General features: G+C 69.1%; 11 protein-coding genes. 7 read left to right on the top strand and 4 right to left on the bottom strand.

Annotation, left to right across the window (positions count from 1 at the left end):
- Window positions 1-66: 66 nt before the first annotated feature.
- From ASD65_RS10390 to ASD65_RS10360, 7 genes are read left to right on the top strand one after another with little or no spacing between them, the layout of a single operon-like run.
- A complete protein-coding gene (locus tag ASD65_RS10390; RefSeq protein WP_056222121.1) occupies window positions 67-1,029 on the top strand; it encodes an ABC transporter permease in 963 nt (320 codons plus the stop codon).
- A gap of 1 nt (window position 1,030) precedes the next feature.
- On the top strand, window positions 1,031-1,912 hold the full coding sequence (locus tag ASD65_RS10385; RefSeq protein WP_056222119.1) for an ABC transporter permease: 882 nt from the start codon (window positions 1,031-1,033) through the stop codon (window positions 1,910-1,912).
- A complete protein-coding gene (locus tag ASD65_RS19320; protein ID WP_056222117.1) occupies window positions 1,909-2,763 on the top strand; it encodes an ATP-binding cassette domain-containing protein in 855 nt (284 codons plus the stop codon). Before ASD65_RS10385 ends, ASD65_RS19320 begins: the two co-directional genes overlap by 4 nt.
- Window positions 2,760-3,644: an ABC transporter ATP-binding protein gene (locus ASD65_RS19315; RefSeq protein ID WP_056222114.1), complete on the top strand. Its 885-nt coding sequence runs from the start codon at window positions 2,760-2,762 to the stop codon at window positions 3,642-3,644. Before ASD65_RS19320 ends, ASD65_RS19315 begins: the two co-directional genes overlap by 4 nt.
- Window positions 3,641-4,564, top strand: coding sequence for a succinylglutamate desuccinylase/aspartoacylase family protein (locus ASD65_RS10370; RefSeq protein WP_056222111.1), 924 nt, complete (start codon window positions 3,641-3,643; stop codon window positions 4,562-4,564). The genes ASD65_RS19315 and ASD65_RS10370 overlap by 4 nt, the downstream gene beginning before the upstream one ends.
- Before the next feature lie 50 nt (window positions 4,565-4,614).
- Window positions 4,615-5,004 carry a RidA family protein gene (locus ASD65_RS10365; RefSeq protein WP_200948649.1) on the top strand — a complete coding sequence of 130 codons (390 nt, stop codon included), beginning with the start codon at window positions 4,615-4,617 and terminating at the stop codon, window positions 5,002-5,004.
- Window positions 5,001-6,137 carry a serine hydrolase domain-containing protein gene (locus tag ASD65_RS10360; protein WP_056222109.1) on the top strand — a complete coding sequence of 379 codons (1,137 nt, stop codon included), beginning with the start codon at window positions 5,001-5,003 and terminating at the stop codon, window positions 6,135-6,137. The genes ASD65_RS10365 and ASD65_RS10360 overlap by 4 nt, the downstream gene beginning before the upstream one ends.
- Window positions 6,138-6,152: 15 nt before the next feature.
- Here ASD65_RS10360 and ASD65_RS10355 read toward each other — a convergent pair whose 3' ends face one another.
- The 4 genes from ASD65_RS10355 to ASD65_RS10340 are packed head-to-tail and all read right to left on the bottom strand — an operon-like array spanning window position 6,153 to window position 11,749.
- Complete coding sequence (locus ASD65_RS10355) at window positions 6,153-7,085, bottom strand: Gfo/Idh/MocA family protein (protein WP_056222107.1); 933 nt, start codon at window positions 7,083-7,085, stop codon at window positions 6,153-6,155.
- Entirely contained in the window at window positions 7,082-7,870 is a 789-nt protein-coding gene (locus tag ASD65_RS10350; RefSeq protein ID WP_056222103.1) for an MBL fold metallo-hydrolase, read from the bottom strand. Before ASD65_RS10350 ends, ASD65_RS10355 begins: the two co-directional genes overlap by 4 nt.
- A 1-nt stretch (window position 7,871) precedes the next feature.
- Complete coding sequence (locus ASD65_RS10345) at window positions 7,872-10,439, bottom strand: M81 family metallopeptidase (RefSeq protein ID WP_056222100.1); 2,568 nt, start codon at window positions 10,437-10,439, stop codon at window positions 7,872-7,874.
- Window positions 10,436-11,749, bottom strand: coding sequence for an aspartate aminotransferase family protein (locus ASD65_RS10340; RefSeq protein ID WP_056222097.1), 1,314 nt, complete (start codon window positions 11,747-11,749; stop codon window positions 10,436-10,438). The genes ASD65_RS10345 and ASD65_RS10340 overlap by 4 nt, the downstream gene beginning before the upstream one ends.
- Window positions 11,750-11,967 lie beyond the last annotated feature (218 nt).

Genomic DNA, 11,967 nt, shown 5'->3' with positions numbered 1-11,967 from the left:
CAGCTCCGCAGCCCTCCGACGCCGTTCCAGACCACCGCACCGCCGTAGAGGGGAACACCGCACGACGTGCTTCGCTATATCGCAACCCGCGTCCTCATCGCGATCGTCGTCCTGTTGGGGATCAGCATGCTGCTGTTCACCCTGCTCAGGATGATGCCCGGCGACCCGATCGAGGTGATGGTCGACCCGGTCAACTTCGTCGGCGATCGGGAGGCCGCACTCGCGGCCATCCGGGAACGCCTCGGGTACGATCAGCCGCTCGTCGTCCAGTACTTCGCGTGGCTCCGCGAGCTTCTCAGCGGCAACCTCGGCTTCTCCCTCTCCAGCGGACGCCCGGTCAACACCCTGATGATGGAACGCCTCGGCGCCACGGCACGCCTCGTCGGCGCCGCCCTCGTGGTCGCGGTGATCGTCGGCATCGTGATGGGCATGCTCGCCGCCATCCGCAAGAACTCCTGGGTCGACTACACGATCACCGGGTTCAGCCTGTTCGCCATCTCGGTGCCGCCGTTCTTCCTCGCCCTTCTCGGCATCTTCATCTTCGGTCTCACCTTGAGATGGCTGCCCACCTCCGGCATGGAATCACTCGGATCCGACGGCAACATCGGCGATCAGCTGATGCACCTGATCCTCCCCGGCGGGATCCTCGCCCTCGTGATGCTCGGCCCCTACGTCCGATACGCGCGGGCGAGCATGCTCGACGCCCTGAACTCCGAGTACATCGTCACCGCACGGGCGAAGGGGATCGGCGGCACCAAGGTGCTGTTCGGCCACGCGTTGAAGAACGCCTCCATCCCGCTCATCACCGTGATCGCGCTCCAGATCCCGGTGCTGCTGGCCGGGACGGTCGTCATCGAGACGATGTTCGCGTGGCCCGGCATGGGCAAGCTCGCGATCGACTCGATCATGGCCCGCGACTACCCCGTGATCCTCGCCTTCGTGCTGTTCGTGGCGGTCCTCGTTCTGCTGTGCAACCTCATCGCGGACATTCTTTACGCGACCATCGACCCACGGATCCGGGTGAAGTGACATGACCGAGACCGCCACCGTGGCCACCGTCGCCCCGCTCTCGCCGAGGCGCCTCGCCGTCCTCCGCTTCACCAAGCACCGTCTCGCGGTCGCCGGGGCGATCGTGCTGGTGCTGCTCATCGTCATCGCCGTCTTCGGGCCGATGTTGTACCCCGTCGACCCGAATGCGGTCGATGTCTTCGCCTCCCGGAAACCTCCGACTCCCGAGCATCCGCTCGGCACCGACTCCGCCGGACGCGACGTGCTCGCACGCCTTCTCGCCGGCGGACGCGTCTCCCTCACCGTGGCGCTGGCGGCGACGATCGGCGCGGCCGCCATCGGTGCGCTCCTCGGGGCGATCGCCGGATACCTGCGTGGACCGGTCGACGCGGTCCTCTCGCGGATGGCCGACGTGGTGCTGTCGTTCCCGACGCTGATCATCCTCACCGCCGTCGTGGCCTTCATCGGCCCGAGCCTGCAGACACTGGTCATCGCCCTCGCCCTGTTCGAGTGGCCGCAGGCCTACCGCATCGTCCGCGGAGCGACACTGTCGCTGCGCGAGCAGGAGTTCGTGGTGGCGGCGAAGGGACTCGGGGGATCGAGCTTCTGGGTGCTCGGCCGCCACATCCTCCCCGCGGTGGTCGCGCCGCTCACCGTGGTCGCGACCCTCCTCATCGCCCAGGCGATCCTGCTCGAGGCCACGCTCTCGTTCCTCGGCCTCGGTGTGCAGCCGCCCACCGCGAGCTGGGGCAACATGCTCAACGAAGCGCAGTCCCTCACGATCCTGCAATCGATGCCCTGGCTCTGGCTGCCCCCGGGCATCCTCATCGCCGTCGCGGTGCTGGCCGTCAACTTCCTCGGTGACGGACTACGCGACGCTGCCGACCCGAGGAGGATGAAGTGAGCGCACCACTGCTCCAGGTCACGGACCTGTCCATCGATTTCCGCACCGAGACGGGCACCGTCACCGCCGTCGACGGCGTCTCGTTCGAGGTCGGACGGGGCGAATGCCTGGGCATCGTCGGAGAATCGGGCTCCGGCAAGAGCGTGTCCGTGTCGAGCCTGCTGGGACTGCTGCCGCGCGAGACCGCGGTACGGCGCGGCGGAACGGCGATGTTCGACGGCGTGGATCTGTACACGCTGAGCCCGCGCGAACTCGACCGCGTGCGGGGTGGGCGGATCGGCATGATCTTCCAGGACCCGATGAGCTCCTTCAACCCCGTGACGCGCATCGGGTCGCAGGTCGCCGAGGTGATCCGCACCCACAACCGGCACGTGTCCAAGCGCGCCGCTCTCGCCCGCGTCGTGGAACTCTTCGAACGGGTCGGGATCCCCGACCCGACGATGCGGGTGCGCCAGTACCCGCATGAGTTGTCCGGCGGCATGCGGCAGCGCGCGATGATCGCGATGGCCATCGCGAACGACCCGCCGCTGATCATCGCGGACGAGCCGACGACCGCCCTCGACGTCACGGTGCAGGCCCAGGTGCTGGATCTGCTGCGGGACCTGCAGCGAGATCTCGGCATCGGGCTGATCCTGATTACCCACGACCTCGGTGTCGTCGCCGAGATGGCCGATCGGGTCGTCGTGATGCGACGCGGTCGCGTGCTGGAGACCTCCGAGGTGTTCGATCTCTTCGCGAACCCGACCAGCGACTACACCCGCGAGCTGCTGGATTGCCGCCCACGAATGGATGCCTCGGAGCGACGACTGCGCCGGGTCGGGGTACCGGCATCCGCGGAGGAGGACCGATGACCGACACCACTGTGGATGCCACGCCCCTCCTGAGGGTGACGTCGCTGTCCAAGCGGTTCACCGTCCGCGACGCGGCCGGTCGGAAGGGCACGATCCGAGCCGTCGAGGATGTCTCGTTCACGGTCGAACGCGGACGCACCGTCGCGGTGGTGGGGGAATCCGGATCGGGGAAATCGACGCTCGCGCGCACGGTGAACCGGTTCTACCGGCCGACGTCCGGGCGGATCGAGTTCCGTGGCCAGGACATCACCGACCTCTCCGACCGCCGGCTCGCGGGCGGGTTGCGGCAGCGGATGCAGTTCGTCTTCCAGGACCCGTATGCCGCCATCAACCCCCGGATGACGGCCGGTGAGATCATCGGCGAAGGCTTGCGCATCCACCGCCTCGGCAACGCCGCCGCGCAGCGCGCCCGGGTGACGGAGCTGCTGGATATCGTCGGCCTCACCCCGGCCCAGGGCACGCGCTATCCGCACGAGTTCTCCGGAGGTCAGCGGCAGCGCATCGGCATCGCGCGGGCACTCGCGCTCAAGCCCGAGCTGCTCGTGCTCGATGAGCCCGTGTCAGCGTTGGACATGTCCATCCAGGCGCAGATCGTGAACCTCCTGCAGGACATCCAGGCCGAGTCCGGTGTCGCGTACATCTTCATCTCGCACGACCTGTCGGTGGTGCGGCATATCGCCGACGAGGTGCTCGTGATGCACTTGGGTGAAGTCGTGGAAAGCGGACCGGTGGAGCAGGTGTTCGACCATCCCCAGCACGCGTACACGCAAGCGCTGCTGTCGGCCGTGCCGATCAACGACCCGAGCGAGCGCGGGACGCGTGACCGCGCGGTCTACTACGCCGGGCGTACAGCCTTCCAAGTAGAGGAGGTCGCCTCGTGATCGCCGCGAGCAGCGAGCAGCTTCGCACCGCGGACGGCGTCGTCCTGGAGGTGTTCCACCTCGACAGCGGGGTGCCGGGTCCGACCGTCACCTTGCTCGCCGGCATCCATGGCAACGAGGTGGCGGGCATCGTCGCGCTCGCGCAGTTCGCACGTGAGGGTCTGCCGCTCATCGCGGGCCGCGTGCGACTGCTGCCGGTCGCGCATCCGGCCGCGCACGCGGCGAATCTTCGCGTCAGCCCGGTCGACGGACTGAATCTCGCCCGGGTGTTCCCCGGTGCCGCCGACGGTCAGCCGACCGAGCAGCTCGCCGCTGCAATCGCCGATCGCCTGATCACCGGAGCGGACGTGCTCATCGACCTGCACACGTCGTCGCCCGACACCGACATGCCGTTCTTCGCGGGATGCCTCGACGACGGCTCGCCCGGCTGCGACCTCGCCGTCGCGCTGTGCGAGGCATTCGGTGCGGGCACGGTGTGGACGCACCCCGCGAACGGGATCGGCCGTACCGTGAGCACGGCACAGGAACTCGGCATCCCGGCGCTCTACGTCGAGTCGCCCCGCGGCGGCGTGCTCACCGCGGAGACCCTCGGCGACTACCGCGATGGCGTGCTGCGGATCCTCGCGCACCTCGACATGGTCGACGACGCGCCGGAGGGCCGCGCCACCACGCTGCGGCTGCACGGGAACGGCGACGTCGACCGCGCCGCGTCGACGCCGCGGGCGGGGTTCTTCGTCACTCAGCGCACTCTGCTGGACGATGTCGCCGCGGGCGAGGTGATCGGCCGCGTGATCGACAGCGACGGATCCGATGCGTTCGTCTGCACGGCACCGGCCGGCGGTGTGATCACCGTGCTGCGCACTCAGGCGATCGTGTCACCGGGTGACGTGCTGTTCGAGCTCGGCACTCGGCGCGCATGAGCGCGACCGCCGCACACCCAAAACGACCAGAACGACACACAAGGAGCACCGTGGAACTGAGCACCGTGGGAGACATCACCTACCTGGGCGCGCGAGAGGATCGGAACTTCACCCCCGCGGTGATCGCCGGCGGGCTCGTCCACGTGTCGGGTCAGGCATCGGTCGACCTGGAGACCGGAGCCATCATCTCCGGAACCTTCGAGGAGGAGATGCGTCGCTGCGTGGCCAACCTCGAGACGCTCCTCGTCGCGGCAGGATCGTCGTTGCGCCACGTCGTCCGCATCGGCGCCTTCGTGACGGCGGAAGACCAGATCCCCGAGTACAACCGGATCTATCGCGAGCTTTTCGCACACCCTCGGCCGGCGCGGACGACCTGGGTGTCCCCGCTGGAGTCGGTCAAGGTCGAGCTGGACGCGGTCGCCGTCCTCGCGCGCCCATGATCGAAGGAATCCGCGGCCACTGGGATTCCGGCTTCGACAACGTCGTCCACGCCTTTGCCGCCACAGTGAAGGACGAACGGGCGGGCGCCGCCCTCTCGGTCCACCTCGGAGGTCGGGCCGTGGTCAGTGTGCAGAGCGGCGCCGCAGACCTCGATCGGCCGTGGGAGGCGAACACCCCGGCCGTGATCTTCTCCTGTACGAAAGGCGTCGCCGCCGTGGCGATCGCGATGCTCCTCGATCGTGGGCTCCTCGGCTCGCTGGATGAGCCCCTGGCGCGTTACTGGCCCGAGTTCGGTGTCGCCGGCAAGTCGGATGTGTCCGTCGGCGACGCACTGGCGCACCGGGCGGGCGTACCGGGTCCGGACCGTGACCTCACCCTCTCCGAGGCCATCGATGGGCATACGCTCGCGGAGAACATCGCGGGCCGCGTTCCGCTCTGGCGTCCGGGCACCGGATACAGCTACCACACGCTCTCGCACGGTGTCATCACGGAGCAGCTCATGCTGCGCATCGACGGTCGGACACTGGGCCGTTTCATCGCGGAGGAGATCTCCGGTCCGCTCGGCATCGACCTGTGGCTCGGTGCGGATGCCGAGACCGCCGCGCGGCGGGCGCGCCCCGTGTTGGGCGACCTTTCCGCACCGGCCATGGCGATCGCCCCGGACATCGCCGAAGCCGTCGTGCACTTCGCCACGTTCGGTGGCGCTTTCCCTGCGCGGCTCACCGATCGCGACGTGGGCTTCGACGACCCGGCGGTGATCGCCTCCGGACTCGCGGGAGCCGCAGGCCTCGCCACGGCGGATGCTGTGGCCCGGTTCTGGGGTGCCGTGGTCGATCCCCGCGAGCCCTTGCTCTCGTCGTCCGCGCGAGCGGCGCTCACGGCGCTACGTGGTGAAGGCGCGCCGGAGTACCCGACGGCCCCGCCGCCGTACCACCGCTGGGGCGCGGGCGTCGCCCTGGCCTCCGATCTTCGCCCGATGACCTCGCTCGCCGCGTTCGGTCATGACGGAGCCGGCGGGCAGGTGGCATTCGCCGATCCGGGCCTCGGGCTCGGGTTCGCGTATCTCACGAACCTCATGATCGACACGGCGCGCGGCGACGCCGTCGTGCGGGAACTGCGCAGCGCATTGTGACCGGTTGGCGCGCCGTCAGCGGTGCGCCAACCGGGTCAGTGCGTCCGCGGTGCGCAGTGCCGCCAACCCGTCGGCCGCCGTCACCGCCGGTTCCTCCTCGCCACGGATGACCGCGAGGAAGTGCATCGCCTGGCGCGCGAACATGGCATCGCGAGGCTCGGCGTATGACTGTGTGCTGACTTCGCCCGTCTCTTCGTACCGGATCGTCAGATCGCCGCCGGCATCCACGGTGAGACTCGCCTCGGAACCGATCACCGTGCACACCCGCCGACCAGGGCGACGCACGTAGTCCAGATGGGCGGTGACGCCCACGTCACCTGCACGCAGTAGTGCGTCCACGCTGTTCGGGTGCTCCGTGTGCTCTCGGATGCCCTCGAAGTCGCGCGCGTGCGCGGCGAGCGGGGTGAGCGGCCCGAGGAACCAGCGCAGGTAGTCCCACTCGTGGCTGTAGTCGACGAAGATCCGGTCGTGCCGAGGCTCCGCGAACCGATTGCGGGCCACCACGAGCGTCTCGTAGGCGCCGAGATCGGCGTGCGCGGAGATCGGGATGCCGATGCCGCCGTTGGCGATGCAGGCTGCCGCGGCCTGAAACACGGGGGAATGGTGCAGCACGTACCCGACGAGCACGGCGCACCGCTCGGCGGTGGCCGTGACGAGGCTCTCGGCCGCCGCGATCGTGTCGGCGACGGGCTTCTCCAGCAGCACGGGAAGCCAGCGTTCCGCCGCCCAGGTCGCGCCGCTCAAGTGGTATTCGTCAGGACTGGCGATCACGATGCCATCCGGACGGTGCGCATCCAGGTCGTCGAGGTTCGCGACGACCGGGAAACCGACATCCTCGCCGAGCGCGACCGGGTCGTGCACGACGACCTCCACGCCCTCCATGGCGCTGAGCACGCGGGCGTGCCGACGGCCGATGGATCCGAAGCCGCTGACGGCGATGACGGTCATGAGTGGTCCCTTCGCGGGCGGGCATCGGTGTCGATCAAGCGCGGCGGCTCCAGGCCCCGGGAGAGGGGGTCCAGCGCGAGGGCAAGGTGCGCGCCGGCGCGGCGGAGCACGGGCGTACCGTGACCGGGGAGGAGGCGAGTGGGCTCGGTATCCGCAACACGGCGGACCGAGGCCTCCCAACGGGTGAGGTCGGTCTCCGGCGAGTCATCCAGAAGCGCTGCGCGGCCGCGCGCGAAGACGAGGTCTCCGGTGCAGACCGACACGATCCGGTCCGGCTCCCGGATGACGGCTGTGAGGTGGCCGTCGGCGTGCCCCTCGGTCAGCAGCAGGGTGATCGCGATCCGTCCCAGCCGCAGCTCGTGGCCGTCCGCAACGGTGATCGACGGGACCGCGGTGAACGCGACCTCGGCCGGGTACATCCCCTTCGCCTTCGCCCCCTCCAGGCCCGAGGCGGCGGGGTTCGTGCCGTTCAGTACGGCGCCGACATGCGCCGTGGCGAGCACATCGGCCGCGGTCGCGGCAGCGAGCGAGGCCGCACCGGCCGCGTGGTCGGCGTGCGCATGGGTCACGAGGATGCTCGAAATCCGGACGGATGGCGCCACGGCCTGGACGTTGGCGATCACATCGGGGGTGCCGAGGCCGCATCCGGCGTCGATGAGGACGCCGTCCTCATCGTCGTGCACGAGATAGATGTTCGCATCGCACGCGTGGCTGAGCTCCGCTCCCAAGCTGCCGCCCCCGACAAGAGCGATCGAGGGAGTCAGGACGAGACCCGCCGGTGTCATGTCAGCCGAGCTCCGGGACACGGATGCGAGCCAGCCGTAGAAGCCTGCCCTCGCCATCGCGGTAGCTGTAGTGAAGTACGAGGTGTTCCCCACTGGTGACCGAGGTGACGATGCTCGGGTACCCCACCTGGTACTCGTAGGGCAGCGGCTCGTCCGAGCCGGTGGGCAGCGGCAGCGGCAGCGACCAGCGCGCGGCATCCGGACTGCCGATCCGCACCTCGACCGCAGCGGTGTCGGCCACGGTGGGCACGGTACGGCGGTAGGCCAGCAGTAGTCGCCCATCCGGAAGAACCCTCAGGCACGGGGACATGCCAGTGAATCCGAGTTCCGTCGGGGCGGACCAGGTTCTTCCGTCGTCACCGGATGCCGTGGTGAAGAGCATGAGCGGGTCGCTCGCACCCGCGACGCCCTGCTGGCGCACGATCGCGCGCAGTGCGCCGTCGCTCACCCGCTGGATCGAGGTCTCGTTGAACCCGCCCGTCGCATCGTGCGGTCGGAACCTGGGCTGCGAGATCTGCTCGGCGATGTCGTCATCGACATTCTGGCTGCCGTCGTCCACGTAGTGCTCGTCGAGCGCGGCCACCGGCGCCCAGCCGACGTTCCCGTGCTCCTGCCAGGTCGTTCCGTCCTCGGCGAACCAGACTCCGGCGCGCCAGTGCTCATCGCTCGAGCGACGGCCCCAGATCGGCATGATCTCGCCACCGGGGACCGGAACGATCTCCCCGTAGACCGCGGGGAACGCGTACGGCGACTGCAGGGTGATCGGGTCGCTCCACCGTTCGCCGTCGGTGGAGTCCGTGAACGACACCGTGGCGATCCGATCGGCCGCGTTCGGCGTGGGCCACGTGACGCCGTTGTAGGCGAAGCGAACGGTTCCGTCCGCTCGCGGGGTCAGTGACAGCGCACTCACCACCGAGGCCTCGCCGGGGGCGGGGGTCGCCACGACCACCGGGGCGGACCAGGTACGTCCGTCATCGTCGGACCATGAGCCGAGCGCGCGGCCGCCGGGCCAGCCGTCGGGAGTGTCCGACCACACCACGATGATGCGCTCGCCGATCCGAGCCGCCGACGGGAACATCGCGGGGGCGCCGGCCACGTCCTGATGCTCGACGAGCACGGCCGGCGCAGGAAGCAGTGCCGCGCGACGGTAGTCCAGTCGGGAGAGCACCTGGTCGGTCTCGCCGAGGGTGCCTGCGTCGATGATGCGTGACACGCGGGGGGACCAATCGGCACGGATCGCGGCGGCGCCCTTGAGTAGGACGACGTCGACGTCGTTCAGGTCGATGCCGGCGGAGCGGAACATGGCGCTGTCGTTCGGCTGTGTCGCGCTGCCTTGGATCAGCACCGTGAGATTCGCGATGCGCACGACGGCCGCGCCGTGCATGTCGATGCGGTTGCCCGTCGCCATCGGCCCTTCATTGCGGAAGACGCCATCGGTGATCGCGAGCACCTCCGCCTCGCCCGTGATCGGTTCGCCGCTCGTCGTCGAGGCGTGTCCGCCGAGAGAGAGCGACACGCGTGCGCCGACGCCGGCGGTGCGAGCGATCTGAACGGCGGCCGGATCGGCGATGGTCGTCAGGAATCGACGCTCGGGATGCCGGATGGCCAGGTGGGACAGCCAGGTCGTGTCACCGGGCGAGCCGCCGTTGATGTTGTCACCCGTATCGGCGATCGCGACCAGTCCCGGCGCCGTGACGGCCTCAAGGATCGCGTCGGCAGCGCTGGGGAACGACGTGCGGAACACGGAGGCGGTGCGTGCGGCGAGGGCCTTCAGCCGATCGACAGCGTCGCGGGCGGCAGCGCGATGGGCGGCATCCGCTGTCGCAGAGAAGCCCATACCCGTCGAGGCGGAGTCGCCGTAGGCGTAGCCGGCGTGGACCGTCACGTCGACCAGACGCGGGTCGGCCTCCAGCTCGTCGGCGAGTGCGATCAAGCTGCGTAATGGTTCATCGGCGGTCTGCTGGACGGACGGGGCTGCGACGATGGGCAGCCCGGCATGCTCGCGCACCGGCGCCAGGCGGCCGGCGATGACGTCGGCGAGGAGCAGCGCGGCTCGGCGACCGGTCGCCCAGGTGTCGACGTGCGGATTCGTGCGGTACCCGACGAGGATCGCGAGTTCGGTGAGCCTAGGAACAGAGACGTTGGCGTGCAGATCCGTCACGGCGGCGATCGGCCGCCCGGGCTGCAGCCGACTCACCAGCGAAACGATCTCCGCTTCGGCATCCTCCGACCCGGACACGAACAGGTCGCCGTGCAGCTCCAGCAGGATGCCGTCGACCTCGAGATCCGTCAGCCCCTGCTCGATCTCCGCGAGGATGTCGTCGAACGCCGGGCGGGTCACGGGTCCGGAGGGTGTCGCGAATGCCCCGAAGACGGGCACCACGGTCATGCCAGCCTCGGCGGCGCCGTCGAGGAAGCCGCCGCCGACCGTTTTCGTGCTGGCGAACGCGTCGTGCAATTGCCCACCTCGGTACCAGCGCGCGGCGAAACCGTCGCGGCCGGTCTCGCCGGAGGAGAAGGTGTTCGTCTCGTGGAAGACCGCCACGAACGCGACGCGCGGCGTCGTCATGATGCGACCGCGTCGGCCGCTGCGAGCGTTCCCGCGGCTTCCGCGGCGAGGACCTCGGTGAAGATCGTGATGGTCGCCTCGATCTGCACGTCGGTGTGCGCGGTGGACAGGTAAAGGCGGCCGCCGGGCATGACGAAGATGCCGCGGGTGAGGAGGGCGACCGCGACACGGTCGTAGCGTGCGGAGTCCACGGCGAAGAAGTCCGCGGTGGTCTCGATCCGCTCGACTCCGATGCCGATCTGGACGACCGGGCCGATCTGGTTGACGGCACCGACGAGGCCGGCAGCGCTGAGCGCCGCGCGGAGTCCGTCGGCGAGCCGGGCGCCTCGACGCTCGAAGTCTTCGTAGACGCCCGGGGCGCTGAGCTCCTGCATGGTGGCGACAGCTGCAGCGAGAACGAGGGGGTTGCCGTTGTAGGTGCCTGCGTGGGTCACGCCCTGCATGGTGAGATCCAACAGGTCGGCACGGCCGACGATCGCCGCGAGGGTGAGTCCGCCGGCGACGGCCTTCGCCAGCACCACCATGTCGGGTACTACCCCGAAGCGCTCGACGGCGCCGCCGGGGGAGATGCGCAGCCCAGTGATGACCTCATCGAAGATGAGCACCACTCCGTGCTCCGTGCACACATCCCGCACCTCCTGCAGGAACTGCGGCGGCGGGACGATGACACCGGAGTTGCACAGTACCGGCTCGAGGAGCACCGCTGCGATGTCGTGATCCTTCTCCAGGAGGGCACGCAGAGCCGCGGCGTCGCCCCAGGGCACGAGCTCGACCTGAGTCAACGCATCGGCCGACTGTCCCCGGGTCTCCGGGACGAGGCCGCCCGCGCCGTCGAACGAGCGGTATCCCAGCAGCATGGTGTCCGACCAGCCGTGGTAGTGACCGGTGAACTTCACGAAGCGCTGGCGGCCCGTCGCTGCACGCGCGATGCGAAGCGCCGCGAGGTCGGCTTCCGTCCCGGTGTTCGACCAGAGCACACGCTCGAAATCCGGGTAGATGGCCAAGAGTGCCTCGGCGGCCTCGAACTCGTAGCGATGCCCCGACCCGTAAGTGGCGCCGCGGGAGATCTGCTCGGTCACAGCCCGCACAAGACGCGCGTTGCCGTGTCCGAGGATGTTCGGCCCCCAGCCCATCACATAGTCGATGTAGACGTTTCCGTCGACATCCGTCATCGTGGCGCCCTCGCCGCCCGTGAAGAAGATCGGGTGAGGCTTCGCCGCCGCCCGGAGCCCTGTGGAGACGCCGCCGCTCAGCGAGCGTTTCGCACGCTCCCACATGCGCTTCGACTCGGGCCACTCTGTCTTCGACATTCGTCCGCGTCCTATCCGTGGTCGGTTGCGCGTTTCAGTGAGTGTAACGCTGCGTTTCACAATCTAGGAGTTCGATCGCGTACGCGTCAATGCGTGGGCCATGTCGAGTTTTGATGAGTGAAACAAAGTTGTCCGTTTTATGAGACCCCAGGAGTAGACTCACTCGGGTCGACGGCCCCGCAATCGTGGTGTGGACCCGGCAGGGACAGCAGATGAAG

The organism is Microbacterium sp. Root61, from assembly GCF_001427525.1.
In the GTDB taxonomy this organism is placed as follows: domain Bacteria; phylum Actinomycetota; class Actinomycetes; order Actinomycetales; family Microbacteriaceae; genus Microbacterium.
The sequence above is the reverse complement of the archived record's forward strand: the minus strand, read 5'-3'. Positions and strand labels throughout refer to the sequence as shown.